This window comes from Streptosporangium sp. NPDC048047, from assembly GCF_040653115.1.
Lineage (GTDB): Bacteria > Actinomycetota > Actinomycetes > Streptosporangiales > Streptosporangiaceae > Streptosporangium.
Window position 1 is genome coordinate 79,527 of record NZ_JBEZNH010000011.1, and the last position, 26,021, is coordinate 105,547.

Annotated in this window: 22 protein-coding genes; 9 read left to right on the top strand and 13 right to left on the bottom strand. The window is 73.3% G+C overall.

Going from position 1 to position 26,021, the window contains the following annotated elements; all coding sequences use genetic code 11:
- The first annotated feature begins 14 nt into the window (after nt 1-14).
- Both manA and AB0D67_RS12570 read left to right on the top strand, forming a co-directional pair.
- A complete protein-coding gene (gene manA, locus AB0D67_RS12565) occupies nt 15-1,232 on the top strand; it encodes a mannose-6-phosphate isomerase, class I (RefSeq protein ID WP_362933018.1) in 1,218 nt (405 codons plus the stop codon).
- Between the two features lie 216 nt (nt 1,233-1,448).
- On the top strand, nt 1,449-2,261 hold the full coding sequence (locus AB0D67_RS12570) for a PIG-L family deacetylase (protein ID WP_362933021.1): 813 nt from the start codon (nt 1,449-1,451) through the stop codon (nt 2,259-2,261).
- A 202-nt stretch (nt 2,262-2,463) separates the two neighbouring features.
- Here AB0D67_RS12570 and AB0D67_RS12575 read toward each other — a convergent pair whose 3' ends face one another.
- The 3 genes from AB0D67_RS12575 to AB0D67_RS12585 all read right to left on the bottom strand — a co-directional run bounded on the left by AB0D67_RS12575 (nt 2,464) and on the right by AB0D67_RS12585 (nt 6,582).
- Nucleotides 2,464-3,672: a beta-propeller fold lactonase family protein gene (locus AB0D67_RS12575; RefSeq protein WP_362933024.1), complete on the bottom strand. Its 1,209-nt coding sequence runs from the start codon at nt 3,670-3,672 to the stop codon at nt 2,464-2,466.
- A gap of 382 nt (nt 3,673-4,054) precedes the next feature.
- Nucleotides 4,055-5,779, bottom strand: coding sequence for a GAF domain-containing protein (locus AB0D67_RS12580; RefSeq protein ID WP_362933027.1), 1,725 nt, complete (start codon nt 5,777-5,779; stop codon nt 4,055-4,057).
- Nucleotides 5,776-6,582, bottom strand: coding sequence for an amino acid racemase (locus AB0D67_RS12585; protein WP_362933030.1), 807 nt, complete (start codon nt 6,580-6,582; stop codon nt 5,776-5,778). The genes AB0D67_RS12580 and AB0D67_RS12585 overlap by 4 nt, the downstream gene beginning before the upstream one ends.
- A gap of 144 nt (nt 6,583-6,726) precedes the next feature.
- On the opposite strand from AB0D67_RS12585, the gene AB0D67_RS12590 reads away from it, so the two are divergent.
- Nucleotides 6,727-7,773: an Lrp/AsnC family transcriptional regulator gene (locus tag AB0D67_RS12590; RefSeq protein WP_362933033.1), complete on the top strand. Its 1,047-nt coding sequence runs from the start codon at nt 6,727-6,729 to the stop codon at nt 7,771-7,773.
- A gap of 3 nt (nt 7,774-7,776) precedes the next feature.
- Here AB0D67_RS12590 and AB0D67_RS12595 read toward each other — a convergent pair whose 3' ends face one another.
- Together AB0D67_RS12595 and AB0D67_RS12600 are read right to left on the bottom strand one after the other, a co-directional pair.
- The gene (locus AB0D67_RS12595; protein ID WP_362933344.1) at nt 7,777-8,958 is read right to left on the bottom strand and encodes an amidase; all 1,182 of its coding nucleotides are present in this window, start codon (nt 8,956-8,958) and stop codon (nt 7,777-7,779) included.
- Nucleotides 8,959-9,100: 142 nt separating this feature from the next.
- Nucleotides 9,101-9,976 (bottom strand): LysR family transcriptional regulator, encoded by an 876-nt coding sequence (locus tag AB0D67_RS12600; protein WP_362933036.1) that lies wholly within the window; start codon nt 9,974-9,976, stop codon nt 9,101-9,103.
- 112 nt (nt 9,977-10,088) lie between these two features.
- On the opposite strand from AB0D67_RS12600, the gene AB0D67_RS12605 reads away from it, so the two are divergent.
- The 4 genes from AB0D67_RS12605 to AB0D67_RS12620 are packed head-to-tail and all read left to right on the top strand — an operon-like array spanning nt 10,089 to nt 14,334.
- A complete protein-coding gene (locus AB0D67_RS12605; RefSeq protein ID WP_362933039.1) occupies nt 10,089-11,657 on the top strand; it encodes an amidohydrolase in 1,569 nt (522 codons plus the stop codon).
- Nucleotides 11,658-11,669: 12 nt separating this feature from the next.
- Complete coding sequence (locus AB0D67_RS12610; protein WP_362933042.1) at nt 11,670-12,626, top strand: ABC transporter substrate-binding protein; 957 nt, start codon at nt 11,670-11,672, stop codon at nt 12,624-12,626.
- Between the two features lie 2 nt (nt 12,627-12,628).
- Entirely contained in the window at nt 12,629-13,537 is a 909-nt protein-coding gene (locus AB0D67_RS12615; RefSeq protein ID WP_362933045.1) for an amino acid ABC transporter permease, read from the top strand.
- A complete protein-coding gene (locus AB0D67_RS12620) occupies nt 13,534-14,334 on the top strand; it encodes an amino acid ABC transporter ATP-binding protein (RefSeq protein WP_362933048.1) in 801 nt (266 codons plus the stop codon). The genes AB0D67_RS12615 and AB0D67_RS12620 overlap by 4 nt, the downstream gene beginning before the upstream one ends.
- A 121-nt stretch (nt 14,335-14,455) precedes the next feature.
- On the opposite strand, the gene AB0D67_RS12625 is transcribed toward AB0D67_RS12620, so the two are convergent.
- A complete protein-coding gene (locus tag AB0D67_RS12625) occupies nt 14,456-15,124 on the bottom strand; it encodes a CBS domain-containing protein (RefSeq protein ID WP_362933051.1) in 669 nt (222 codons plus the stop codon).
- 312 nt (nt 15,125-15,436) lie between these two features.
- Here AB0D67_RS12625 and AB0D67_RS12630 point away from each other — a divergent pair, with 312 nt between their 5' ends.
- Nucleotides 15,437-16,042 (top strand): phosphoribosylanthranilate isomerase, encoded by a 606-nt coding sequence (locus AB0D67_RS12630; protein WP_362933054.1) that lies wholly within the window; start codon nt 15,437-15,439, stop codon nt 16,040-16,042.
- Between the two features lie 30 nt (nt 16,043-16,072).
- Here AB0D67_RS12630 and AB0D67_RS12635 read toward each other — a convergent pair whose 3' ends face one another.
- Both AB0D67_RS12635 and AB0D67_RS12640 read right to left on the bottom strand, forming a co-directional pair.
- The gene (locus AB0D67_RS12635) at nt 16,073-16,828 is read right to left on the bottom strand and encodes an SRPBCC domain-containing protein (RefSeq protein ID WP_362933057.1); all 756 of its coding nucleotides are present in this window, start codon (nt 16,826-16,828) and stop codon (nt 16,073-16,075) included.
- The gene (locus AB0D67_RS12640) at nt 16,818-17,438 is read right to left on the bottom strand and encodes a helix-turn-helix domain-containing protein (protein ID WP_362933060.1); all 621 of its coding nucleotides are present in this window, start codon (nt 17,436-17,438) and stop codon (nt 16,818-16,820) included. The genes AB0D67_RS12635 and AB0D67_RS12640 overlap by 11 nt, the downstream gene beginning before the upstream one ends.
- A 167-nt stretch (nt 17,439-17,605) precedes the next feature.
- Here AB0D67_RS12640 and AB0D67_RS12645 point away from each other — a divergent pair, with 167 nt between their 5' ends.
- A complete protein-coding gene (locus AB0D67_RS12645) occupies nt 17,606-19,291 on the top strand; it encodes a penicillin-binding transpeptidase domain-containing protein (protein ID WP_362933063.1) in 1,686 nt (561 codons plus the stop codon).
- A gap of 25 nt (nt 19,292-19,316) precedes the next feature.
- Here AB0D67_RS12645 and AB0D67_RS12650 read toward each other — a convergent pair whose 3' ends face one another.
- The 5 genes from AB0D67_RS12650 to AB0D67_RS12670 all read right to left on the bottom strand — a co-directional run bounded on the left by AB0D67_RS12650 (nt 19,317) and on the right by AB0D67_RS12670 (nt 26,017).
- Complete coding sequence (locus AB0D67_RS12650) at nt 19,317-19,934, bottom strand: hypothetical protein (RefSeq protein WP_362933066.1); 618 nt, start codon at nt 19,932-19,934, stop codon at nt 19,317-19,319.
- A gap of 2 nt (nt 19,935-19,936) precedes the next feature.
- Nucleotides 19,937-20,503: an RNA polymerase sigma factor gene (locus AB0D67_RS12655; RefSeq protein WP_362933069.1), complete on the bottom strand. Its 567-nt coding sequence runs from the start codon at nt 20,501-20,503 to the stop codon at nt 19,937-19,939.
- 172 nt (nt 20,504-20,675) lie between these two features.
- Nucleotides 20,676-21,797, bottom strand: a complete 1,122-nt coding sequence (locus AB0D67_RS12660; RefSeq protein ID WP_362933072.1) for a hypothetical protein — start codon at nt 21,795-21,797, stop codon at nt 20,676-20,678.
- Nucleotides 21,798-21,947: 150 nt separating this feature from the next.
- Nucleotides 21,948-23,384, bottom strand: a complete 1,437-nt coding sequence (locus AB0D67_RS12665) for an MBOAT family protein (protein ID WP_362933075.1) — start codon at nt 23,382-23,384, stop codon at nt 21,948-21,950.
- A gap of 377 nt (nt 23,385-23,761) precedes the next feature.
- Nucleotides 23,762-26,017 (bottom strand): tetratricopeptide repeat protein, encoded by a 2,256-nt coding sequence (locus tag AB0D67_RS12670; protein ID WP_362933078.1) that lies wholly within the window; start codon nt 26,015-26,017, stop codon nt 23,762-23,764.
- Between the last annotated feature and the right edge of the window lie 4 nt (nt 26,018-26,021).

Consider the following 26,021-nt stretch of genomic DNA (forward strand, 5'->3'; position numbering starts at 1 on the left):
CCGGAGGAGATCACGTGCACCTGCTGGCCAACCCCGTCAAGGACTACGCCTGGGGCTCGCGGACCGACATCGCCGCGCTCACCGGCAGGCCGGTCCCCGCGCCCGGCCCCGAAGCGGAGATGTGGCTCGGCGCCCACCCCGCCGGGCCCTCGCGGCTGGACGGCGACGGGCGCTCGCTGGCCGAACTCGCCGCCGCCGACCCGGCCGGCGTCCTGGGAGCTGCGACCGCGGACCGGTACGGCGGCCGCCTGCCGTACCTGATGAAGCTCATCGCCGTCGACCGGCCGCTGTCCCTGCAGGTCCACCCGACCGCCGAGCAGGCCGCCCACGGCCACGCGCGGGGTGTCTACGGCGACCCCTGGCCGAAACCGGAGCTGGTGTGCGCGATCACGCCGTTCACCGCGCTGGCCGGGTTCCGCGACGGAGGCCAGGCCGCGATGCTCGTCGGGCGGCTGGGCGTCCGCGAACTACGGGAGGTGACGGAGCTGCTCGCCGCCGGATCCCTCCTCGACGCCCTGGCGGCGCTGCTGGAGCGGCGGGAGGCGGCCGAGCGGATCGCCTGGGCGGCCTCGGCCGTGCACCACCCCGACTACGCGCTGGTCGCGCGGCTGGCCCGCCTGTACCCCGGCGACCCCGCCTGCCTGGCCCCGCTCCTGCTGCGACGTCACGAGCTGGCCCCCGGGCAGGCGCTCTTCCTGGGGGCCGGCGTGCTTCACTGCTACCTCAGGGGGTTCGGCGTGGAGATCATGGGAGCCTCCGACAACGTCATGCGGGCCGGGCTCACCCCCAAGCCCCTCAATGTGCCGGAGCTGCTGCGCGTCACCGACCCGGGGGCGGCCCCGGCGGCGGTCGAGGCGGGCCCCGGCGGGCTCTATCCCACCCCGGCGCCGGAGTTCCGGCTGCGCCGGATCGAGGCGCGCACCGAGCGACCGGGGAACGGCGGACCGGACGGGAACGGCGGACGGGACGGGGACGGCGGACGGGACGGGGACGGTAGGCGGGACGGGGACGCGCGGCCGGCGGGAGGCGAGGGGGCGGGCGGTGTCACCCGGCTGACGGGCGGCCTGCCCCGGATCCTGCTGTGCACCCGGGGAACGGCGACGGCGGGCGGCCTGCGGCTGGAAGCCGGACGGTCGGCGTTCGTCCCCGCGGCGCGCGCCGAGGTCGCCGTGGACCCCGGTGACGGCGTGGTCTTCTGCGCCGAGCCCGGCGGTCCCCAGGGCTCTTCCTGAGGGTCCGCGGCGGGCGGCACCGGAAGCCCTCCGGGAAGGCGGCGCCGGGTCCTCCCCGAAGATCCTTCCGGGGGATCCGCGGTCCCGCGTGCCGTCGCGCGCCGCCGTAGAGTGGTCCGGGCCCGCAAAGGACTCGGAAAAGGCCGGAAAAAGACAGAAAAGCCGCCCCCGGCCACGCGGGCCACCTGTGACGGAAGACGGAAGGGTCGAAGACTGATGGACCAGCTGACGCTGATGGCCGTGCACGCCCATCCCGACGACGAGGTGCTCGGGACCGGCGGCATCCTGGCCAGGTGCGCGGACGAGGGCGTCCGCACCGTCCTGGTCACCTGCACCAACGGCGAGCAGGGCGACGCCCCCGGAGGGATCAAGCCCGGCGAGGACGGCCACGACGAGTCGGAGGTGAGCGCCCTGCGCCTGGCGGAGCTGCGCGAGTCCGTGGCCCACCTCGGGATCGACCACCTGGAGCTGCTCGGCTACCGCGACTCCGGTATGGAGGGCTGGGCCGCCAACCAGGCGCCGGACGCCTTCGCCAACGTCCCCGTCGAACGGGCCGCCGCGCGGCTGGCCGAGCTGATGGAACGTTACCGTCCGCAGGTCGTGGTCACCTACGACGAGAACGGCGGGTACGGTCACCCCGACCACATCCAGGCCCACCGGATCACCGTGGCGGCGGCCGAGGCGAGCGGCGTCCCCGCCAAGCTCTACTACACCGCCGTTCCCCGCGAGCGGATCGCCGAGCTGTTCGAGTTCCTCCGCTCGACCGGTGCGGCACCGGAGGGCTTCGAGCTGCCCGACGACTTCGGCGTCCCCGAGGAGCAGATCACCGCCATGGTGGACGTCGCCCCCTACGTCGAGCGCAAGCGCAAGGCGCTGGAGGCGCACGCCAGCCAGGGCGAGAACATCTTCCTGCTGCGCATGCCCGCCGACGCCCAGCACCGGGCCTTCTCCCACGAGGCGTTCATCCGCGTCTTCAGCCGCGTCCCCGCCCCGGACCGCGAGGAGAACCTCTTCGACGGCCTGCGCTGACAGCCGGACGTACTTCATCCTTCATCGGCGACAGGACCGGTGAGGCGGGACGGAAGACCGGCCATCCTGGACGGATCAGGCGAGCCGGGGGGCGGTTGCCGGAGACGGTCGGATTCGAAGAGGGCGTCCGCCGGGACGGGCGCCCTCTTCGGGGGCTGCGCGCGCTCGACCCGGCGAGCGTTTCCGAGCCGCCTCCTGGTCATCATCCGGGCATGACGCAGACTCGGATGTTGAAACATGACGGTGCGGGAGTGGGGCTCGGCGTGGGAGTGGGGCTCGGCGTGGGAGTGGGGCTCGGCGTCGGTCCCTGGAGCTGGGCGAGAGCCATCCACGACGGAGAGTCGCCGACAGGGACGGTGGCGACGACGGTGCCGCTCGCCGCATCGATCACGGAAACACTGTCCGACGCGATGTTGCTGACGTAGGCACGGGCCCCGTCCGGTGTCAGTGCCACCTGGAACGGCCGGCTGCCGACGGGGATCGTGGCGACGATCGAATTCGTGGACGTATTGATCACCGATACGGTATCCGCCCCCTGATTGACGACGTAGGCGCGGGTCCCGTTCGGCGCGACCGCCACCCAGGTGGGACTGCTGGCGGATACGGTACCTATCACGGCGTTCGTGGTCGCACTGATAACCGACACGGTGTTCGAATTCTGGTTGGCGACATAAACGCGCCTCTCGTCGGGGGTGACCGCGGCCTGGACGGGGAAATTCCCTACGGGAACGGTGGCGGTGACCGCGTTCGTCGCCGTGTTGATCACGGACAGGCTGTTCCCTCCCCGGTTGACGATGTAGGCGCGGGTGCCGCTGCGGTTCAGCCTCACTTCGAAAGGCTCGGTGCCGACGGGGACGGTGGCGGTGACGGCGTTGGTCGCCGTGTTGATCACAGATACGTTGTTCGATCCTTCGTTCACCAGGTAAACGCGGGTTCCGTCCGGGGTGACTGCCATCCGGCCGGGGCGGGTGCCGACGGGGACGGTGGTGACGACGGCGTTGGTCGAGGTGTTGAGAACCGAGACCTTGTTCGATCCCTGATAGGTGACGTAGGCACGGGTTCCGTTCGGGCTGACCGCCACGTAGGCCGCGTAGTCGCCGGGGGTGGCGGGCGGGATGGTGGCGATGACCGTGTTGGTGGCCGTATCGATCACTGAGACGGTGCCCGGTCCTCCTCTGTAGGAGGCGACGTATGCGCGGGTTCCATCCGGGGTGACCGCCACCTGGACGGGAATGCCGCCGACGGGGGTGGTGGCGGTGACGGTGTCGGTCGAAGTGCTGATCACTGAGACATCGGCCGAACCGCTGTTGACGACATAGGCGAACTCTCCCGCCGGAGGGGCCGCCGCAAATGAGGCGGGCAATGTTCTGGCGGCCGCCATTCCCGCCGTGACGACCACCGCCGCCGTCATGAGACGGCGAGCGCGGGACCGGCGACGGTCTGCGAGAGATATGGCGGGTGACCTGGCAGGTCGCCTCTTCGTGATTTTTGCGATCAAAGGTGTGAGCATGAAAACCCCTCTCTCCACACGAGACGGGTTTCGTTCTACGTGCTCTCATGTCAGTGCCTGGAGGTGGCGCGCCCACCTTTGCTCGCTGAAACTGCGGGTTGGTCCATTTATGATCAGCAGAAGGTGGATGGGCGCATCGCTGAGGACATGTCCGGCCGAGTCTCCTCGGACACGGCTTCCATGCCGGACGGCCGGCCCAGGGCGGATGAAGACCCAGGACACCGCTCGTACGGATATCGGGCCGACGGCCCGAGGATCCGGCCACTGGATCCTCGGGCCGTCGTCAGCCGCCGAGCGGCACGCGCCAGGTCAGCAGGGTTCCGCCGCCGGGGGCCGCGCCCGCCTCGAAGGAACCGCCGAGCTGCCGGGCGCGGTCCTCCATGTTGCGCAGGCCGCTGCGCCTGCCCTCACCGGACAGCCCCACGCCGTCGTCCCGGACGCTGAGGAGCAGCCCGTCACCGGCCGCCTCGACCAGCACGTCGGCCCTGGAGGCCCTCGCGTGGCGCACGAGGTTGGACAGGGCCTCGCGCAGCACGGCGGTGAGCTGCTCGGCGACCGGGGCCGGCACCCCGTTGTCGAGCCGGCCCTCCAGGCGCAGGCCCGGCATGAACCCCAGGTGCCCGCGGGCCCCCTCCACCAGCTCCACGACCTGCGCGCGCAGACCGGGGGCGGCGTCGCGGGGGGCCTGCAGGGCGAAGATGGTGGAGCGGATCTGCCGGATGGTCTCGTCCAGCTCGTCGATCCCGTGCCGCAGCCGGGAGGCCGCCTCGGGGTGCTCGACGAGGCGGACGATGCTCATCAGCGTCATTGCGACGGCGAAGAGCCGCTGGATGACGACGTCGTGCAGGTCCTTGGCGATGCGGTCGCGATCCTCCAGCAGCCCCAGGCGTTCGGCGTCCCGCCGGGCCTCGGCCAGCTCCAGGGCGAGCGCCGCCTGACCGGCGAAGGACCGCAGGGTGTGCAGCTCGCCGGTGCTGAACGGGATCCGGCCGGTGCGCTTGCCGAGCTTCAGCACCCCGCGGACGGCCCCGGCCCGGCCCAGCGGCACGGCGGCCACCGGGCCGATCGGAGTCTCCCCGCCGAGGGTGAAACCGGCGGCGGCGTCGGCGATGAAGGAGGCGTCGGCGGCGTCGCGTTCGCTCGCCGTCACCGGCTCGCCGCTGAGGAAGGCCCGGCCGGCGAGGGTCCCGGAGACGGGGAGCTCGGCCCCGGCGGGCCGGACGCCGGGAGCGCCGTCGCTGATCTCCCACCGCAGCGTCTCGCCGGAGGGGCCGGGGAGCAGGACCGCCACGACGTCGGCGCCGGCCATCTCCCGGGCCCGGCGAGCCACCAGCGTGAGCACCTCGGTGGGCTCGGCGCCCGACAGCAGGGCCGTGGTGACGTCGGAGGACGCCTGCAGCCAGACCTCCCGGCGGCGGGTCTCCTCGTACAGGCGGGCGTTCTCGATGGCGACGCCGGCCGCGGTGGCCAGGGCCACCACGATCGCCTCGTCCTCCTCGTCGAACTCCCCGCCGCCGCGCTTCTCGGTGAGGTAGAGGTTGCCGAACACCTCCTCGCGAACCCGTACCGGCACCCCCAGGAAGGAGCCCATCGGCGGATGGCCGGGCGGGAAACCATAGGACTCCGGGTGCCGGGACAGGTCGGCCAGGCGCAGCGTCTGCGGCTCCTTGATCAGCAGGCCCAGCAGGCCCAGGCCGTGCGGCCAGTGCTCGATCCGGGCGATCTCCTCCTCGCTCAGCCCCACGGGGACGAACTGCACGAGGGTGCTCTCCTCCCCGATGACGCCCAGCGCGCCGTAGCCGGCGTCGACCAGTGTGGTGGCGGTCTCCACGATCCGCCGCAGCACCGTCTCCAGGTCCAGGTCGCTGCCCACCGACACGACCGCCTCCAGGAGGGCGTGCACACGGTCGCGGGTGGCCAGCACCGCCTCCAGCCGCACCTGGAGTTCCGCCAGCAGCTCGTCCAGCCGCATGTTGGGCATCAGGGAACGGGGCTCCTTCTGCGTCATATGGGAAGTGTGGCACCTGGCGGCGGCGGCCCGCCGGGGCGGGCCGCCGGAGCGCCGAGCGCCATCTCGACGAGCCGGCGGGCCAGCAGGCGGGCGGGGTCGAGAACCGGGACGGGGACGAGGGGGCGGTCCAGGGCCAGGACGAGCTCGGTGCACGCGGTGACGATCCGCTCCGCGCCGCGATCGGCGAGGGAACGGGACAGCTCCGCCAGCGCCCGCCGGTGGGCCGGTCGCGCGCCGCCGCCCTTGACGGCGGCGATGGCGGCCGTGACCTGCCGCTGACCGGGCTCGTCCGGCTCGATCACCGTCACGCCGCGCCGTCGCAGAGCGCCGGCGTACAGGCCGGCGTGCAGGGTGCCCGAGGTGGACAGCACTCCGGCCGCGCGGACGCCGTCGGCCGCGAGGGCGTCGGCCGTGACCTCGATGATGCTCACCAGCTCCAGCCCGGCCTCCTCCGCCAGGCGGGGGACGAAGGCGTGGGCGGTGTTGCAGGGCACGGCGAGCACCTCGCACCCCGCCTGCTTCAGGCCCTCGACGCCGCGCCGCAGATACGGGGTCGGGTCCTCGCCGCCGCCGAGCAGGTTCAGGGAGCGGTCGGGGACGCGGGGGTCGCCCCAGATGACGACGGGCACGTGTGCCTGGTCGCAGGTGGCCGCGGTCTCCTCCACGAGCTTGCCGTAGAAGTCGACGGTGGCCGCCGGGCCCATGCCGCCGAGGACGCCGACCAGCCGGGTCCTGCTCGCCGGGCGCCGGTGGTCCGCCTCCCCTGCCGGTGCCGGGGCGCGGTCGTGGAGCTGGGTCATCGGGAGGCGTCCTCTTCCGTGCGGTGAGCCGGGGTGAGCCGGGGTGAGCCGGGGGTGGGCCCCGGGGCGGCTGCCCGCACAAGGATCGAGGTATAAGGTGCATTCGGTCTTTAAACGCAGCAATGTGACATTGAAGGGCCGATCATGCAGGATTCCGGCATTGAGCCCCGGCGGTTGCTGTCGGAGGCCGACCTCGAACTCATCGACGCCCTCCAGATCAACCCGCGGGCGAGCTGGGTGGAGGTCGGGGCGGCGATCCGTGCCGACCCGGTGACGGCGGCACGGCGCTGGCAGCGGCTGAACGGCACGGGGGAGGCGTGGACCACCGTCGCCCTGGGGCGGCGCCAGATGCACGCGATGAGCATGGCCTTCCTGGAGATCGACTGTGAGGCCGGGGCGGCGGTCGAGGTCGCCGGCGCGCTCGCGGCGGCGGGCCACCTCATCACCGTGCAGCACGTCACCGCCGGTCACGACCTGTTCGTGATCGCCGTCGCCGCGTCGATGCCCGCGCTGGCGGACTACCTGCTCACAGACCTGCCGCGGGTGCCCGGCGTGGCGAAGGTACGCACCCATGTCGCCACGCGCGTCTTCGAGGCCTCGTGCCGCTGGCGGCTGCGGGTGCTGCCGCCGCGATCCGCGGGCGCGCTGGCCAGGCGGCCGGGGCCGGGGCCGGGGGAGTCCACCGGGCAGATGGACGAGATCGACCGGCTGCTGTTCAAGGCCCTGCTCGCCGACGGCCGCGCCGGCTACTCCGAGCTCGCGCAGGCCGTCGGCATGTCCGAGCGCACGGTGCAGCGCAGGCTGTCACGCCTGGTCGCGACCGGCGACATCGACTTCCGCTGCGACCTGGCGCGCCCACACGCGGGCTGGCACTCCTCGGCGGTGCTGTGGCTGCGGATGCCGGACGGCCTGCTGGAGGAGACGGGCCGGGCGTTGCTCGACTGGCCGGAGACGCGGACATGCGCGGCGCTCGCGGGCGCCCGCAACATGCTCCTCACCGTCGGCCTGCACGGGGTCTCCGACCTGCATCCGCTGGTGATGCGCCTTGAGGAGCGCTTCCCGTACGTGAGCATCGCCGACCGGCAGATCGTCCTGCGGCAGTCGAAGCTCTACGGGCGGCTACTCGATCCCTCCGGCCGCTGCACGGGCGTCGTCCCGATCGACCCGTGGAACCTGTCGCCGCACGCCTGACGTTCAGCGCGGCGCGGGGATCGCGCCTCCGCGGGACTCCCGGCACAGGCCGGCCCGCAGCACGTCGGCCTCGCTGCGCCCCACCACCTGCAGGTCTCCGATGGCCAGCGCGGGCAGGCCGAGCGCGGACACGACGGAGGTGATCCGGCCGACCTCGCCGCGGACGGCGGCCTCGTCGCAGCCGGCCCGCGGCGCGGGACCGCCGAGCGTCGGCATGATCAGGACGTCGACGCCGGCCGTCTCCGCCGAGAATCCGGCCCGGACGGCCGAGAGCTCCTCCACCGCCCGGCGGTACTCCCGATGGCCGATCCCGCCGGCGTCGTCCAGTTTCCGCCGCACGCCCGCGCTGTAGCTCGCGGCGTTCGCCGGGTAGGTGGCCTCGTGGGTGCGCCGGGCCTGCGCGCCCACGATCGTCCAGTACGGGGACAGGATCCCGTACGGCAGGGCGATCTCGCGGACCTCGGCGCCCAGGTCCGCGAACTCCCCGGCCTGCGCGCAGCCCTCGGCGACGCCGACGACCAGCCCCGACAGCGAACGCGGCGGCTCGACGGCCTCTCCGGAGAGCACCCGCCACACGCGCGCGCAGTCGGCGACCGAGACGGTCATCGGCCCGACCACGTCGAACATCGGGGCCAGGGGCGCGACCCCCTCGGAGGAGACGGCGCCGGCCCTGGGACGCAGGCCGACCACGCCGCAGCAGGCCGCCGGGATCCGCACCGAGCCGCCGGTGTCGGTGCCGAGGCCGAACCGGGCGATCCCGGCGGCGAGCGCCGCGGCCGTGCCGCCGCTCGACCCGCCGGGGGCCAGGTGCTCGTGGCGTGGGTTGCGCACATCGCCCCAGTGCGGGTTCTCGCTCGTGACGCCCCAAGCGAACTCGTGCTGGTTGGCCTTGCCGACCAGGAGGGCCCCGGCGCGCTCCAGCCGTTCGACGCACGGCGCGGTGGTCAGCGCCTCCTCGCTCCCGTACAGGACGGACCCCCGGGTGGTGGGGAGCCCGGCGACGTCGATCATGTCCTTGACCACGAACGTCCAGGCCCACAGCTCGGGCGGCGAGGCGGGCGCCGGACGGTCGCGGCGCGCGAGCCGGTCGATGACCGGCTCCGCGCCGGCCTCGATGAGGATGTTGTGCCCGCGGTGGAGGCGTATGGCCTCGGCGGACCTGGCGATCGCCGCCTCGTGTTCCACAGTCAAGGATCTCCTAACGCCCGCTCCGGCCACGGGGGAGCCCGAGCGGTGACGATCGGCGCACCGGGTCCGTCGCCGGCCGCGCCCGTGATCCGGCACATGCTGGCAGATCCGCCGTGCCCCGTCGAGTGCGCGGGACCGCTCAGAGCGTCAGCGCGTCCAGCAGGGACTGCAGCCGGGCGGTCTCGCGGTCGGGGTGGACGAGGGTGAAGATGCTGCGGCTGATGTTCAGCCACGGCACGTCGGCGACCACGATGTCGGGGCCGTGCCCGCGCAGCGCGAGGTCGGGGACGAGCGCCGCGCCCATCCCCGCCCCGATCATGGCTATGGTGATCTTGAAGTCGTCGGAGTGACAGGCCACCCGGGGATGCAGCCCCCAGTGGGCGAACAGGCCCTCGAAGATGGAGGCGTCGCTGGTCGCCGGGTGATGCATGATCCACGGCAGGTCCACGAGGTGCTCGACCCGGTAGGGCGCCAGGTCGGGCCAGCTACGCGGGAGGACGAGTTTGTAGCGGTCCTCGGCGATCCAGCGCCGGCCCAGTGCCGACGGCCATGACAGACCGGAGTTCCCCACCTGGTAGATGATCGCCGCGTCCATCTCGCCGCCGGCGCCCAGACGCGGGATGAGCTGGGAGGACTCGGCGACGGAGACCCTGATGCCGGCGCGTTCCTCAGGCTCCATCCGCCGCAGCACGCCGGTCAGCACGTCGGTGAAGCTGGGGAAGACGCCCAGGCGGATCTGCCGCTCGCTGTTCCTGTGCACGGCCTGCACGGTGGCGACCATGCGCTCGATGTCGACGAGCACGGTCTCGGCCTGCCTGGCCAGCACCTCGGCGGCGCCGGTGGGAAGCACGCTGTGGGCGGAGCGGGCGAACAGCCTGACGCCGAGCTCCCGTTCCAGCGTGGCCATCTGCTGGGAGACGGCCGACGCGGTGTAGCCGAGCCGGTTGGCGGCGGCGGCGAAGGACCCCAGCTCAACGACTTCACGGAGAGTACGCAGGTGTTCCGGCTTCAGCATTAGAGCTCCTTACGCTCAGAGGTGCTGAATGTCGTGTTTATATCGCTTCCGACTTCTTTCCACCACTCCTACAGTGATGGCCACCGTCATCGAGCGAGCCCTAGAGAGTCACATGAGCATTCGCGTATATCGCAACGCCGCCATCCACACAGGAGACAGCGGCAACCCGTTGGCCCAGGCCATGGCCGTGGACGGCGAGCGGCTACTGGCCGTCGGCGGGGAGGCGGAGGTGCGCGGGGCCGCGGGCGGGGGAGCGGAGCCGATCGACCTGGAGGGCGCCGCGGTGCTCCCCGGGCTCTACGACGCCCACATCCACACCGCCCAGTACGCCCAGAGCCTGGACGCGGTGGACCTGCGCGACGTGCGCTCCCTGGACGAAGCGCTGACCAGGGTGGCCGCGCACGCGGCGCGGCTGAGGCCGGGCGCCTGGCTGTTCGGCGGCCGGTGGAACAGCAACACCTGGGACCCGCCGGCTCAGCCCGACCGGTACGCGCTGGACTCGGTCTGCCCCGAACTGCCGGTCGCGCTGCCCAGCGTGGACGGCCACACGGTGTGGGCCAACTCCGCGGCCCTGCGGCTGGCCGGCATCGACGCCGACACCCCCGACCCGGTGGGCGGTGAGATCGTCAGGGACGCGAGCGGGGAGCCCACGGGCATCCTGCGCGAGTCGGCCTCCTACCCGCTGCGCGACCTCATGGTCTCCGCCGACCTGCGCGACCAGCTCCGCGCCGCGCAGGAGGAACTGCTCGCACTCGGCCTGACCAGCGTGCACGACATCGACGGCGAGGACTGCCGGGCCGCCTACCTGGAGCTGCGCGAGGCCGGCGAGCTGAAGCTGCGCGTGCACAAGGCGATCCCGATGATCCATCTGGAGACGGCCATCGCCGAGGGGCGCCGCACCGGGCAGGGCGACGACTGGTTCCGCACCGGACCCGTGAAGATCTTCAGTGACGGGGCGCTGGGCTCGCACACCTGCCACATGGGCGAGTCCTTCGCCGGCGAGCAGGGCAACGTGGGCATCGCGGTCACGCCGTACGAGGACCTGGTCAGGCTGTTCGGCACGGCCGCCGGGGCCGGCATCGCGGTGGCCACGCACGCCATCGGAGACCAGGCCAACCACCTGGTCATCGACGCCTACGAGGCCCTCGGCCGCACGGCCGGGCTGCGGCACCGCATCGAGCACGCCCAGCACCTGCGGCCCGGCGACCTGGCCAGGATGGCCAGGCTGGGCATCGCCGCCTCGATGCAGCCCGTGCACTGCACCAGCGACATCGACCTGGTCGACACCCTGCTGGCCGGGCACGAACTGGCCTCCTACGCCTGGCGCGGGATGCTGAACGTCGGCGTCGCGCTGGCCTTCGGCTCCGACGCCCCGGTCGAGCACCCCAACCCCTTCGCCGCGCTGTACGCCGCGGTGACCCGTACCCGCCCCGACGGCACGCCCGCCGGCGGCTGGCAGCCGGAGCAGCGGCTGAGCATGGGCGAGGCCCTCACCGCCCACACCCTCGGCGCGGCCTACGCCGCGGGTGAGGAGGACCACAAGGGCGTCCTCGCACCCGGCAAGCTCGCCGACTTCATCGCGGTGGACACCGACCCCTTCGTGGAGTCGCCGGCCGCTGTGCTGCGTACCAAGGTCATGACCACCGTCGTCGGCGGCGAAGTCCGCTGGCAGCACTCCTGAAGGAGCACCCCCTTGAACACTCGGATCCTCGCCGCGCTCGCCGCCGGCGCGCTGCTGGCCGCCACCACGGCCTGCGGCGCCCAGTCCCTCGACGACGGCGCGTCCGCCGCCGCGCCGGCCGCCGCGCAGGACGTCGTCCTCGACCAGGCCCCCGCCGAGGAGAAGGCGGCCGACGTCATCAACGCCATCACCCCCGACAAGGACCTCGCCGCCAAGGCGCCGGCGAAACTGAAGTCCGACGGCCTGAAGGTCGTCTCCTCCATCGGCTACCCGCCGATGGAGCTGTTCGCCAGTGACGGCAAGACCCCGATCGGGTTCGATCCCGCCCTGGCCAGGGCCATCGCCAGGAAGCTCGGCGTCAAGGTGACCATCACCGACGAGGAGTTCAACTCGCAGATCCCCGGCGTGCTCACCGGCCGCTACGACTTCGTCATCTCCTCGATGACCGACAACCCGGAGCGGCAGGGCCAGGTCACCTTCGTCGACTACGTGCAGGCGGGCGCGGGGATGCTGGTCAAGGCCGGCAACCCGGCCGGCGTCACCGGGCCGGAGGACCTCTGCGGCAAGACGGTCTCCGTCGTCGACAACGGCTCCTCGATGGAGCTGGCCGAGAGCTACGACGCCGACTGCAAGAAGAACGGCAAGGCCGCGGTGGACATCCTGAAGTTCCCCGGCGACACGGAGGCCATGCTCCAGGTGGGCAACGGCCGCGCGCAGGCCATCGTCACCGACTACGTGGTGGCCGCCTACAAGTCCGCGGACCCCAAGCTCGCCATGGAGGCGATCGCCCTCGAAGGCACCGAGAGCCCGTGGGGCATCGGGATGAAGCCCGACAACAAGGAACTCATCGAGTCCGTCAGGGGCGCTTTGGACTCGCTCATCAAGAGCGGGGAGTACGGCAGGCTGCTCGCGGCGTGGAACCTCGACAAGCTGGCCGTCCAGTCCGCCGTGGTCAACGGCGGTAAGTGACCATGCGGACCGAACCGATCACCGACGCGTCGGGCAGGCCGATCCCCGTCGCGCGGACCTGGCACTGGGGCCGCTGGCTGGCCGCGGCGGTCGCGCTGGCGGTCGTGGCCCGGCTGGCCTACCTCATGGTGGCCAACCCGAACCTGGACTGGGGCAAGGTCGCCGAGTACCTGTTCCACGAGCGGATCCTGAGCGGGGTCTGGGTCACCATCGAGATCTCGGTCCTGGCCACGGTCCTCGGGCTGGTCCTGGGCGTGCTGGTCGCGATCATGCGGCTGGCGCACAACCCGGTGCTGAGCGGACTGGCCACGTTCTACATCTGGTTCTTCCGCGGCACGCCGGTGCTCGTGCAGCTCATCTTCTGGTACAACCTGGCGTTCCTGTTCCCCGAGCTGGTGCTCAAGGTCCCGTTCACCATGATCGGCGTCAAGTGGGACACCAACCTGGTGATGACCGGCTTCACCTCGGCCATGCTGGGACTGGGGCTGAACCTGGCCGCCTACTTCGCCGAGACCGTGCGCGCCGGGATCCAGGCCGTCGACCACGGCCAGACCGAGGCGGCGTACGCGCTGGGCATGACGCCGGCCAAGCGGATGCGGGTCATCGTGCTGCCGCAGGCGCTGCGCATCATCATCCCGCCCACCGGCAACGAGTTCATCTCCATGCTGAAGACCACCTCGCTGGTCTACGTGGTCGCCGGGCACGACCTGATGACCAATGCCAGCCAGATCTACAAGGCGAACAACCTGATCATGGAGCTGCTGATCGTGGCGAGCCTCTGGTACATGCTCATGACCGCCGTCGCGACCTTCCTGCAGAGCAGGCTGGAGCGCCGCTTCGGTTCCGAGGCCGTACGGCTGGTGCGCGGCGGCGGCCTGGCCGCCAGGATCCTGCCGAAGGCGGCCGCGTGAACGCGGCGGGCGAGCAGGTCGTGCGGGCCTCCGACGTCCGGATGGGCTACGGCGACGTCCAGGTGCTCAACGGCGTCGACTTCACCGTCGCCTCCGGCGAGGTGAGCTGCGTCATCGGCCCGTCGGGCTCGGGCAAGTCCACGTTCCTGCGGTGCCTCAACGGCCTGGAGCCGGTGCTCGGCGGCAGCCTGCGGGTACTCGGCGAGGAGGTCGGCCACACCCTGCGTGGCGGCAGGTACCACCCCTGGACCCCCAACGAGTTCGCCGCCTTCCGAAGGAACATCGGCATGGTGTTCCAGCGCTTCAACCTGTTCGCGCACCACAGCGCACTGGAGAACGTCGCCTGCGGCCCCGTCCACGTCCTGGGCACCCCCGCGGACCGGGCGCGGGCGCTGGCCATGGAGCACCTGGACCGGGTGGGCCTGGCCGACCACGCGCACAAACGGCCCCACCAGCTCTCCGGCGGCCAGCAGCAGCGGGTGGCCATCGCCAGGGCGCTGGCGATGAACCCGGCGCTGATGCTGTTCGACGAACCCACCTCAGCCCTGGACCCCGAGCTGGTCGACGAGGTGCTGGAGGTCATGAAGGGCCTGGCCGTCGAGGGGATGACGATGGTCGTGGTCACCCACGAGATCGCCTTCGCCAGGGAGGTCGGCGACTGGCTGACCTTCTTCGCCGACGGCGTGGTCGTCGAACGGGGCCGGCCCCGCGAACTCCTGGCCCACCCGGGCCACCAGCGGACCAGGGCCTTCCTGTCCAGCGTGCGCGACCCGAAGGAGCACGAGGAGTCCCGATAGGCGCCCCGGCTGACCGGCCGGCCCCGGCGGCCCGGCCGATCAGCCGCCCACCCGGGACCTCCTCCGCCGATCTCACGCCCGCGCACGGGTCTTACGGAGACGGGGCCGGCACGGCGGGCCTCTAGTACATCGGCGGGACGGGCAGCAGGTCGTCCGTCTGGTAGGTCAGGTCGCCCCTGACGTCCACCACCCCGTCCACCTCGTGGACGGCGGCGGAGGCCGCGGCGACCTGCGAGCTGCGGGGGACCTCGCCGGTCAGCGTGACCACGCCGGCCTCGACCTCCACGGTGACGTCCTCGACCGGCACGCCGAGCCCGGCCAGGACGTCCGTGACCTCCCGCCGGACGTCCTGCCGCGGTCGCAGGAAGACCTTCAGCAGGTCGCGCTGGTGGACGGTCCCCACCATCCTGCCGGTCACCGGGTCGATCACCGGCAGCTGCTTGATCCTGACGGTGTGCATCAGCCGGGCCGCGTCCCGCACCGGCGTGCCGATGGTGACGGTGATCGCCGGGCTGGTCATGATCTCACCCGCGACGGCGCCTGCGGCCTTGCGCCGCTCCCGGCGCTGCTCGCGGCCCTCGAACAGGGCCGTGCCGTACCGGTTGCCGGTCGTCTCCTTGAGCAGGAGGTCGTCATCCGACACCACGCCCACCGGGCGCCGGTCGGCGTCGATCACCGTCACCGCGCCGACCTTGAACCGCTGCATGGTGGCGACCAGTTCGGCGAACGGAGCGTCCTGCCGGACGGCGATGGCCACCTTGCCCATGACGTCCTTCACCTGCATCGTCATCACTGACCTCCTCGTGTCCGGCTCAATCGTGCCGTCCCGGGGCGGGCCGGGGTCAGCGGCGAAGGTCCCGGGGCCACGGGACGTTCATCCTCGCCGCCTCCGGCCGATCGGCCCGCTCCTCGCGAACCGGACATCGCGGCCCCGGCTTCCCGGCCCCGGGAGCCGCCCCTCACGCACCGGGCCGCCCACGGCTCCCGGCCCCGCCCCTCACGGCCGGGCGGAGTCTCCGGGACGTCGCCGCGGCGGGCCCGGCTCCGCCGCTCCTCGCCGCCGGAACGGGAGGCCCGGGGCCCGTGCACTAGGGTGCCGAGGGTGTACGTGAAGATCTGCGGGCTGCGTGAGCCCGGGCATGTGGCGGCCGCCGTCGAGGCGGGTGCGGACGCGGTCGGCTTCGTCCTCACCAGGAGTCCCCGGCGGATCACCCCCGCCCTGGCGCGGGAGCTGGCCGCGGCGGTGCCGCCGCACGTGCTGACCGTGGCGGTCTTCGCCGGGGAGACCCCGGACGAGGTACGGGCCGCCGCGATGGAGGCGGGGGTGCGCGCCGTACAGCTGCACGGCGACCACCCGCGTGAGGACTTCGCCGCGCTGCGGGACCTCGGGCTCACCCTGGTCCGGGCCGGGTCCGCGAGCGCCGACCCGCACTGCGGCGCCCTCGGCGAGGACCTGCTCATCGTGGACGCGCCCAGGCCCGGCTCCGGGGAGCCGTGGGACTGGGCCGCGGTGCGCGGACGCCCCACCGGTCGGTGGATGCTGGCCGGCGGCCTGGACCCGGCGAACGTGGCCGAGGCGATCGACGCCGCCCGGCCGTGGGGGGTGGACGTGTCGAGCGGGGTGGAGACCGCGCCCGGGACGAAGGACACCGGGCTCATCCGCGCGTTCGTCGCCGCCGCCCGCGGAGCCGGCGCCCGGCCCGCGTGAGCCGGCCGGGCACGCGCGACCCGGCGGGCGTCACACCGGGGCCGCCACCGGGAACGTCCGGTCCCACCAGGAGGCCCAGCGGGATTCCAGGCCGGAGAACGCGGCGTCGTCGAGGTCGTACGCCGTCAGCACCATCAGGGCGGAACCGCCGGAACCGCCGGAACCGCCGGTGCCACCGGAGCCCTCGGAGCCGGTCCGGGAGGGCGGGTTCTGCGCGGCCACCAGCAGGCCGTCTCCCCAGCCGTCGACGGTGAGCCCGAGCTGGCGGCCGGAGCGGAACCAGACCTCGCCGCGCAGCGTCTCCCCGGCGGGGACCGTCAGCTCGTACCGGCTGCCCGGCGTCAGGTCGGCCACGGCCGTCAGGCCGGCCGCCTCCAGCACCGGGGAGGCCCCCGTGCCGGAGAGGAACACGGTCCGCCGGTCATGGCCCGGATGCCGCTCCAGGGCGAACCTGAGCTGCTGGACGAAGGTGATCCAGCCCTCGGTGATCTCGTCGTAGTAGGCGTCCCACTCCGGGTCCGCGCCGCGCGGGGGACGGGTCAGCCGCAGCCGCGTGCGGTCGCCGAGACCGGTCAGCTCGAAGCGGTCGCCGCCCTGGACCTCCAGCCGGTGATCGGCGGCCGACTCGGTGGCCTCCCGGCCGTAGATGAGCTCGACCTCCTCGTCCAGCCCGTCGAAGAGCCAGCCGTGCCAGCGCCGGATCCGTTCCGGGTCGCGCAGCGCGGCCCACACGTCGCCGACGGGCGCGGCGACGGTGATCTCGATGGAGAACGGCTCATCGTTCATCTTCTTCTCCCTGGTCCTGTGTGTGCGGGCGGGGGGCGGGGTGTCCCGCGGCGAGGAGGCGGTAGGGGCGTCCGCCCTGGGTGTCGAAGCCGGCCGAGACCCGGGCGACGGCCTCGGCGAGCGCGTCGGTGAAGCGATGCACGTCACCGGGGTCGGCGAAGCGCACCTCGGCCTCCAGGGTGAACGTCAGCAGCCGCACCCCCTGGCGGTCGGCCGCGGCGGCCATGCGGGTGACGTCGCGTACGGTGCCGGCCGCGACCTCGACGAGATGCTCGGCGGCGTGCCGGTCGGCGATGCGGTCGAAGCCGTCGCCGGTCCCGGCGTCCGGGTCCAGCAGTCCGGGGTCGACGAGGAAGGCGCCGGCGGTGGCGCGCATGACGCGCTCGGTGAAGCCGCGCCGCGGGCGCTCCTCCACCAGCTCGATGAGCCCGGCCTGTTCCAGCACCCGCAGGTGGTAGTTCACCCGCTGGCGCGGCAGGTCGAACTCGGCGGCGAGCCGGACCGCGGACGCCGGCTCGCGCAGCCGCCCGAGCAGGCGGCGGCGGAGGGGGGTGAGGGCGACGCGCAGGCGGTCGGGATCGTCCATGAGCGTCATCTCGGTGGCGTCCATGCGACCATGAAACCATTAGACAAAATTTTTTGTCAATTCACTCCGTGTGACCATGGGCGGTCGTGGCCGTACGCCCCGCCGGAAGGGGCCGGAAGGGGCCGGAAGGGCGGGGTGGCCCGGGGAGATCGCCGGTGATATACACCCCTGGAAACCCCAGGGGGTGAGGCATGCGCAGGAAACGGCTCCTGGCACTGATCGGCACGGCGGTGACGATCGTCGTCGTCAGCGTGTACGGCCTGCTGACCGCGCCGGACGCCGGGCGGGCCTCCCCCACGCGGACGCCGGACCACACGAGGGAGATCACCCTCACCGACGAGGAGCCGCCGGCGGGGGAGCCGCAGGCCGGGGAGCCGCAGGCCCACGCGCCCACCGGGCCGCCCTCGTCGCCCACCCCGGTCCCCGCGACCCCCGTCCCCTCCACGCCCTCCGCGCCCGCCGCCCCGGCCACCCCCGAGGAGGCGGCGGCGCGGTACGTCGAGGCGTGGCAGAACGGGAACCTGACCGCGATGACCGCCCTGGTCGCCGACCCTCCGGCGGACCTCACCGCGCGGCACCTGGACTTCGATCGCGACCTGCGGGTCTCCTCGCTGTCCCTCACCCTCGGTGAGGCGCTGCGCGAGGACGCGACGACGGCCGAGTTCGCCTTCCACGGGGTCCGGCAGGTGGAGGGCTTCGACGAGCCCTGGCAGTTCGCCTCGGTGCTCCGCCTGACGCGGCGGGACGACGCCTGGAAGGTGCTGTGGACCCCCGAGACGATGCATCCGTCCCTCAGGGACGGCGGCTCCGTCCAGCGCACCGAGACCGCCTTCCGCCGGCCCGCCACCCTCACCCGGGAGGGTGAGCCGTTCCCCAGGCGCAGCAGGGCCGACCGCTACGTCCCCGGGCTGGAGGGCACGGTGACGGTCCCCGCCCTGCTGGAGCGGCCCTCGGGCCGCGAACTGCTGGCCGCCCCGGTGCCCTCGCAGGACGGTAGGCGCGTCACGATCTCCCGGCCCGTGCAGGCCGCCGCGGCCCGTGCCCTGGACGGCGTCGGCCAGCCCGCCGCGATCGTGGCCCTCGACGTCCGGAGCCGCGAGGTGCTCGCGGTGGCGGACACCCTGGACGAGGGCCAGGCGGCCTTCACCGGCCTCTACCCGCCCGGTTCGACCTTCAAGATCGTCACAGCCGCCGCGCTGCTGCGCACCGGCATCGTCCCGGACGCGCCGCTGCCGTGCCCTGCGACCTACACCGTCCCCAACGGCAAGACCTTCACCAACGACGGCGGCGCCGACCACGGTACGGTGACCCTCACCGCGGCCTTCGCGTTCTCGTGCAACACGACGTTCGCCCAGCAGACCTACGAGCGGCTGGGCGGTGGGCGGCTGTCCGCCGAGGCCGCCGACCGGTTCGGCTTCCGGGTCAAGCCCGGCCTGAGCGCGTGCCGGATCGGCCGGGGAGAGACCGAGACACCGGACGAGCTCACCACCGACGCCATCGGCCAGAACTCGGTGCTGGCCAGCCCGCTGTGCATGGCGGAGGTCGCCGCCGCCGCGGCGAGCGGCGTGTGGCGGCCCGCCGTCATGACGGATCGGCCGGCTCCCGGCCTGCCCGCCGCCGTCCCGCTGGGCGACGGCGTGGCCGCCGAGCTGCGCGCGATGATGACGTCCGTGGTCACCGAGGGCACCGCCGCGCGAGCCGGCCTGCCCCCGGGCACCGCCGGCAAGACGGGCACCGCCGAGGTGGGTGACGGGGCGTCACACGCCTGGTTCGTCGGCTACCGCGACTCGGTGGCCTTCGCGGTGTTCGTCCGGCACGGCGGAGGCGGCGGCGCGGTGGCCGCGCCCATCGCCGCCCGGTTCCTCAAGGCGCTCTGACCGCGACGGGGCCGCCGCGGCCTTCTCAGCGAACCTCCTTGACGGGCACGCACCGCTTCACGGGCGTGCCCGCCCGGGCCAGCCAGGCTCCGAGCAGCCAGGGCACCCGCGCGTCCCGGTTGTCGCGGAACTCCACCACGAGCGTCTCACCCGGCCTGATGTGCCGCGGGAAGATCCGGATCGTCCGTACGGAGGTCACCCGGACGGCGTCGAACGAGCGCGATCCGGTCACGAGCGAACGCAGCTCGTCCGCTCCCGAGGCGGCCGGTCCGTCGTAGGTGCGGTCCACGCCGGCGAACCGGGGGGTCGCGCACAGCGTGCCCGGCTCCAGGAACGTCACGTCCGCCCTGACGCCGGCCGTGCCCAGCCTGGCCTGCAGCCCGGCGGGGTCGCGCAGCTCGTTGACGACCACCCCGATCGTGCCGTCCTGGCTCCTGGTCACCGCGTAGGCGGGGGCCCCGGTTCCGAAGACCGACGGTATGAGGACGAGCGCCGCCGCGACACCGGCCGCGACCGGCCACCAGGGAACGGCGGCGACGCGCCGCCGGGGGCGCATCCCGTCGAGCAGCCGCCGCCGTGCGCCGGCGAGTTCCTCCGGGGTGGCCGGCGGGACGGCCTGCCACATGCTCTTCAGCGCGTCCATCGTCATTCTCCTTGTCCGTCCAGGGCCCGGCGGATCCGGAGGCGGGCCCGGTTGAGCCGGGAGGCGACGGTTCCCGGCGGGATGGCGAGCGCGTCGGCCACCTCTTGATAGCTCAGCTCGGCCCACGCGACGAGCAGCAGCACGTCGCGATCGGCCTGCGCGAGATCCAGCAGGGCCCGCGCCAGCGGCCGGTTGACGGCCAGGGTGTTGACCCCGTCCTCCACCGGGAGACCCGACACCTCCGCCGGGTGCACGCCGCTGCGGATATAGGCGCGGTAGAGGCTCAGCTCGGTGCGCCGCCGCCTGCCGATGACGTTGGAGGCGATGCCGTACAGCCACGGCCGGGCGTTGGAACGGCTCCGGTCGTAGCCCTTCCGGTGCTGGAAGGCGGCCAGGAAGGTGTCGGCCACGACGTCCTCCGCCTCGCTGGGGCCCAGGCGTCTGGCCGCGTAGCGGTGCAGGAGCGGCGCGTGCCGGTCGAACAGGATGGCGAAGGTCTCGGGTTCGTTCAGCGATCTCTCGATGAGGGTCGCGTCATCGACCTCGACGACTTCGCGGGGGATCGTCATGCATGCCGGCCTTTCTCGGCGTATGCGGTCACCTGTACTTACCGCGCCGCGCCGGAATGCTTCACGGGACGGCCGGGGCCGTGTCCCGCGCACGCCGGGGACGCCCCGGCGGAGGACCGGACGGAGGACCGGACGGGGAGCGTGCGAGGGACCGGGCGGGGGGAACGGGTGTTCAGAGCGCCCGCTCCAGGGCGGCGAGCACGGCGTCGTCCAGCATCTCGGCGCGGCCGCCCACGAGGTGGCGTTCCACGATCTCCAGCACCACCGTCTCGCTCCGGGCCACCTTCTCCGCGACGCGGTCCGGCCCCGTCGTGGCGGGCGCGTCGCTGCGCAGGTAGGTGACGTCGGCGAAGTACGGCAGCACCCACGGCAGCGAGTTGCGGGTGAAGGAGTCCCCGATGAGCAGGGTCCGGGGCCGGAACAGCGGCGCCCGGTCCGAGGCGTTGACCGTGCCGAACGACACGGGCAGCTCCCGGTCGTCCTGCCGGACCCGCCGCACGCCGTCCCGGACCAGCCGCCACCGGTCGACGGTCTCCTCGACGGGGATGCCCAGCAGCCCGCCCAGATCGCCGTTCCGCGGCGCCCGCCCCTCCTTCACCAGCCGGGTGTCCCGGGACAGGCCGGGCTGGAGCGCCCGGGCCAGCTCCGCGCCGTACAGGCCGGCGGAACGCTCGTTCCAGTGGCTGTCGGTCCGCCAGTACGCCGGTGTGCCGGACTCCCGCTGCGCCCGCTCCAGCGGCTCCCGGAGATCCACGTGACCGGGCGGGTCGGCCGCCCGCAGCGCCGCCCAGAACTCCCGCTTGCGCTCCCGGAGGCAGTCCCGGCCGGGGAAGCGTTCCGGCAGCCTGCCGGGGCTGACCGTGGTCTTGTCGGGGGCCACGGTGAACACGAACCGCCTGCCGGATCTCCGCACGATCCCGGCCAGGCGGCGCAGGCGGTCCAGGGTCTCCGCGACGGGGCGGCGCGGCCGGCACGCCTCTCTCACGTCGTCGCCGAAGTAGAGCCAGCCGTCACGCCCCTCGATCACCCGGGGGTAGTCCGCGGCGTCCGCCGTGCCGTACGACGGCGCCTCCCCGAACAGGAACTCCGACAGGGCGGCGTTGCCGCCGACCGCGTACCGCCGAAGCGGCAGGTGGGCCGTCACCCACGCCTCCACGTCCGGAACGGCCTCCCAGCCGCGTGACAGGGCCGGGAACTCCGGCAGCCTCCGGTTCTCGATCTCCACGGCCCGGTCGCCCGCGGCGAAGGCCAGGGCGGGCCCGCCGAAGAACAGCACCGCGGCCAGCAACGTCATCGGCCGCCGCACTCTCGGCCGCCGTGCCACCGGCCGCCGTGCCACCGGCCGCCGTCCTGCCGGACGGCGTTCCCCGGCGGAGGCGGAGGACGCCGGTCCGGTTCGTGCAGCGATCATCGGTGTCTCCTCACCCGGGACTCGCCGGAACCGTCAGAAGCGGTAGTACAGGAAGGGGCTGAAGGTGCCGGCGGCGACGAGCGCCGCCGCGTAGGGGGCGGCCACCCACGTCACCACGGCGCGTGCCGGCCGTACCAGCCGTCCCCGCCCCGCCTGGAGCAGCGGGCCGAGCGCGGGCGAGGCCGGCAGCGCCACCACGGCCAGGGCCAGCGCGAAGACGGCCATCCGCTGGTGGCCGGCGGCGAACGCGACGAACTCGTCGAGCTCGCCCGGCCGCCAGGTGAACATCGCCCCCAGCATGTCCCACGCCCCGGCCATGCTCTCCGCGCGGAAGAACACCCAGCCGACCACCACCAGCAGCAGGGTCACGCCGCGGCGCAGCACCAGGGCGCAGGCGCCGCCCGGCGGGCGGTCCCAGCCCAGCAGCCGTTCGGCCACCAGCAGGGCGCCGTGGTACAGCCCCCACACCAGGAAGGTCCAGTCGGCGCCGTGCCAGAAGCCGCAGAGCACGAAGACGACCAGCAGGTTGCGGTGGGTCCTCGGCGCGCCGCCGCGGTTGCCGCCCAGCGGGATGTAGACGTAGTCGCGGAACCAGCGCGACAGTGACATGTGCCAGCGCCGCCAGAAGTCGGTGACGGAGTACGCCGAGTACGGCCGGTCGAAGTTCTCCGGGAGCCGGAACCCGAACATCAGGCCCAGCCCCACGGCCATGTCCGAGTAGCCGGAGAAGTCGAAGTAGATCTGCAGGGCGTAGGCCGACGCGCCCAGCCACGCCGTCGGGGTGTTGAGGGGGCCGCCGGCGTGCGCGAACGCCGCGTCCGCGACGGCGGCGAGCGAGTCGGCGACGATCACCTTCTTGGCCAGGCCCAGGGCGAAGCGGGGAAAGCCCTCGGCGAGGTCGCCGAGGCGGTCCCGGGGGACCTCGCCGAGCTGTCCGGCGATCTCGTGGTAACGGACGATCGGCCCGGCGACGAGCTGGGGGAACATCGCGATGTAGGTGATGAACCGGACGGGGCTCCGCTGCGCGGGCGTGCTGCCGCGGTAGACGTCCACCACGTACGAGAGATGGTGGAAGGTGAAGAACGATATCCCGATCGGCAGGGCCAGGGTCACGACCGGGCTGTGACCCAGCCCCAGCGCGTCCGCCAGCGCGTCGATCTGGCCGGTGGCGAAGCCGGCGTACTTCCACACCGCGAGCACCGCCACGTTCCATCCGGCGGCGGCCAGCAGCACACCGCGCCGGGCCCGGGGACGGTCCCGCAGCCGCGCCCCGCCGAGCGCGAGGCCGGCCCCGTAGTTGACGGCGATGGCCGACAGCAGCAGCGGGGTGTGCGCTCCGGCGCCCCAGGCGTAGAAGAACAGGCTGGCCACGGCCACCACCGCGTTGCGGTGGCGCGGCGGGAGCAGCAGATGGGCCAGCAGCGTGGCGGGCATGAAGAACCACAGGAACAGGGGGGAGGCGAACGACATCGGCGTCCAGACGGCTTCCGGCTCTCGTCGCGACGCCCGTCAGCCCCCGGCCCGCCGCCGAGGACACGTCCCGGGCCGCCGCCGCGCTCCGGCGGACCTCTCCGATGCGGCCGGTGCGGTGGCCTGCCGTACGGCCTTCAGCGCGTCCATCGTCGTTCTCCTCGCCTGGTCGGGGTACGGCGGGTCCGGAGGCGGACCCGTCCGGGCGGTCACCCCTACTTGCCGCGCCGGGCCGGAATGTTTCACGGCCGGCCGGAAAAAGCCTCACCCGGCGCCGCGGGCTCCTCCTCCGCCGGTGGCGGTCCTTCGCCGGAGGAGGGCCGGTGCGGCGGACCGGCTCCCTCCCGGGAACGGGACGGCGGGCGTTCCGGGCCCTCTCAGGGGCCGGGCGGCAGCTCCTTCAGCAGCCTGCGGATCTCGGTCACCTGGAGCGGCTCGGAGATCCCGTCCCACGGCGCCAGCGCGGCCAGCCCCGCCCCGCGCCGCGCGGGCGCGCTCGCGGGGTCGAGCCAGGCGAGGTGCAGGTTCGCCAGTGCGGTGATGATCCCGATCACCGGCAGCCGCGGCAGCGCCGAACGCAGCAGCCCCACGGCCTCCTCGCGGTGCGTCTTCCGGAGCGCCGCCGCCCGGTGCACCTGGCAGCGGAGCCGGCCGAGCTCGTCGCCGGACCGTTCGTACAGCTCGGCGGCCTTCGACCAGCCCTCCAGCGCCTCGTCGCCCTGGTCCCGGTACCAGTGGACGAGCGCCAGGTTGCTCCGGATGTGCGCCTCGAGGTGCGCGTCACCCGCGGACGCGGCGCCGTCGAGGGCCCGGATGAGCAGGTCGCCCGCTCCCTCGTACAGGTGCCGGGCCTCCTCCTCCCGCCCCTGGAAGTCGAAGACCTGCCCCCCACGCAGATACAGGGCGGCGATGTTGTGCTTCCGGGCGGCCTGGCCGACGGTGTCCCCGCCGGGAAGCGCCTGGCCGTACCGCACCAGCGACGACTCCGCCATGGCGTACTCGTCGCTCCTTGCCAGCAGCATCAGCCCTTCCGCCTGGTGCATCCAGGCGGGCCGGGACTCCGGGTCAGGCAGCAGTCTCCCGGCCTCGCGGAAGTGCTTCTCGGCGGCGCCGTGATCACTGCGCATCAGGGCGATCAGGCACAGCCGCATCTCGGCGTCGGCCCGGACCGCCACGTCACCCAGGGACTTCGCCGCACTCGCCAGGGCCAGGGCGGTCTCCTGCCTCTCCTCGACACGCTGCTCGAGGGTGAACCACACCTCCAGGGCGTCCGCGATCCGCCACAGAGGGTCGCCCGGGTCGGGCCGGAGCGCCCTCGGCCGCGGGAAGCCGCTCCCATGCCGGTCCGGCCGGTACTTCCGCAGGATCTGCAGCAGCGTCCTGTCCTCCAGGGCGAACCAGCCGCGGGCGTCCTCATCCGGCAACCGTTCGGCGAAGAAGCCGGCCCGGTCGGCGAGGTGCTCGGCCAGACGTCGCCACGCCTGCGCGTCCCGCCCGTCCGGTCTCCGTACGGCCGGGCGGGCGGCGTCCGTCACCCGGAACCGCGACTCCCGCACCTTCTCCACCAGGCCGTGCCGGCACAGCTCCTCCATGGCCTGCCCGGCGTCGCGTTCCGGCCCGCCGGTGAGCACGACGATCTCGTCGATGCCGAGCTCGGCGACCGGCGCGTGCGCCAGCAGCGCCAGCAGCCGCCGCACCGCCGCGTCCATCCGCGCCACCTGCATGCTGAACAGCCGTAGGAGGACGAGGTCATGGGCCCCCTGCCTCTTCAGGTCGGCCACCAGGGTGGCGATCGGGACCTTGGGATTCTCGTCGAGCCAGCGGCCGACTCCGATCACGACCTGGGGCATGCCCAGGAACTGGCCCGCCAGCTCCCGCAACGACTCGGGGTCGGCGTCGCTCCGTTCGGCGGAGGCCTGTGAGCGCAGCAGTTCCACGACGGCGGCGGTGTCCAGGAGGTCGATCTGGACGATCGCCACGTCCCCGAGGGACGGGTACCTCACGTCCTCGTCGAGGGCGCCCGCGACGATGATCGTTCCCTTCGGCATGTTCCGTGGCAGCCAGCTGACCTGGCTCCACAGGGAGACGTTGTCCAGGAGCAGCAGCAGGCGGCCGGGATCCCCCAGGGCGGCGGCGACCTCCTGCGCCGCCGCCTCCAGGTTCGTCGCCGCCCGCAACGGGCGGCCGAGCGCGCGCAGCACGCGCTCGGCCACGCTCCGCGCGCTCTCCGGCCGGTTCCGGTCCTGTCCCCGCAGGTCCACGTAGTACTGGTGCTCGGGGTCGCACCGGGGCTCGGCGCCGGACACCAGGTCCCATCCCGCGGCGAGGGCCACGGCGCTGGTGCCGGCCCCGGCCATGCCCCGCACCAGGACCATCCGGTGCTTCCCGGCCTGGGCGGTCACCTCGGCGACCTTCTCGTCCCGCCCGAACAGCGGATCGACCGGCTTGGGGAGGCCCCGGGCCTGCCTGGGGGGCGGGGGGAGCTCGCGCCGGCGCAGCCGCCGCACGCCGGTCACCACGCCGTACAGCAGCATCCCCCCGCCGAGCGCTCCCCACTGCGGGACCGCGTCCAGGAAGTTGTTGAAGAAGATCTCGACGATGGTGGCTCCTCCGAACCACCCGATGAACTCCACCACC

Coding starts and splice junctions, on each gene's coding strand:
- AB0D67_RS12570 (WP_362933021.1), top strand. CDS start 1,449: ATGGACCAGCTGACGCTGATGGCCGTGCACGCCCATCCCGACGACGAG.
- AB0D67_RS12575 (WP_362933024.1), bottom strand. CDS start 3,672: ATGACGGCGGCGGTGGTCGTCACGGCGGGAATGGCGGCCGCCAGAACA.
- AB0D67_RS12580 (WP_362933027.1), bottom strand. CDS start 5,779: ATGACGCAGAAGGAGCCCCGTTCCCTGATGCCCAACATGCGGCTGGAC.
- AB0D67_RS12585 (WP_362933030.1), bottom strand. CDS start 6,582: ATGACCCAGCTCCACGACCGCGCCCCGGCACCGGCAGGGGAGGCGGAC.
- AB0D67_RS12590 (WP_362933033.1), top strand. CDS start 6,727: ATGCAGGATTCCGGCATTGAGCCCCGGCGGTTGCTGTCGGAGGCCGAC.
- AB0D67_RS12600 (WP_362933036.1), bottom strand. CDS start 9,976: ATGCTGAAGCCGGAACACCTGCGTACTCTCCGTGAAGTCGTTGAGCTG.
- AB0D67_RS12605 (WP_362933039.1), top strand. CDS start 10,089: ATGAGCATTCGCGTATATCGCAACGCCGCCATCCACACAGGAGACAGC.
- AB0D67_RS12615 (WP_362933045.1), top strand. CDS start 12,629: ATGCGGACCGAACCGATCACCGACGCGTCGGGCAGGCCGATCCCCGTC.
- AB0D67_RS12625 (WP_362933051.1), bottom strand. CDS start 15,124: ATGACGATGCAGGTGAAGGACGTCATGGGCAAGGTGGCCATCGCCGTC.
- AB0D67_RS12635 (WP_362933057.1), bottom strand. CDS start 16,828: ATGAACGATGAGCCGTTCTCCATCGAGATCACCGTCGCCGCGCCCGTC.
- AB0D67_RS12640 (WP_362933060.1), bottom strand. CDS start 17,438: ATGGACGCCACCGAGATGACGCTCATGGACGATCCCGACCGCCTGCGC.
- AB0D67_RS12645 (WP_362933063.1), top strand. CDS start 17,606: ATGCGCAGGAAACGGCTCCTGGCACTGATCGGCACGGCGGTGACGATC.
- AB0D67_RS12650 (WP_362933066.1), bottom strand. CDS start 19,934: ATGGACGCGCTGAAGAGCATGTGGCAGGCCGTCCCGCCGGCCACCCCG.
- AB0D67_RS12655 (WP_362933069.1), bottom strand. CDS start 20,503: ATGACGATCCCCCGCGAAGTCGTCGAGGTCGATGACGCGACCCTCATC.
- AB0D67_RS12660 (WP_362933072.1), bottom strand. CDS start 21,797: ATGACGTTGCTGGCCGCGGTGCTGTTCTTCGGCGGGCCCGCCCTGGCC.
- AB0D67_RS12665 (WP_362933075.1), bottom strand. CDS start 23,384: ATGTCGTTCGCCTCCCCCCTGTTCCTGTGGTTCTTCATGCCCGCCACG.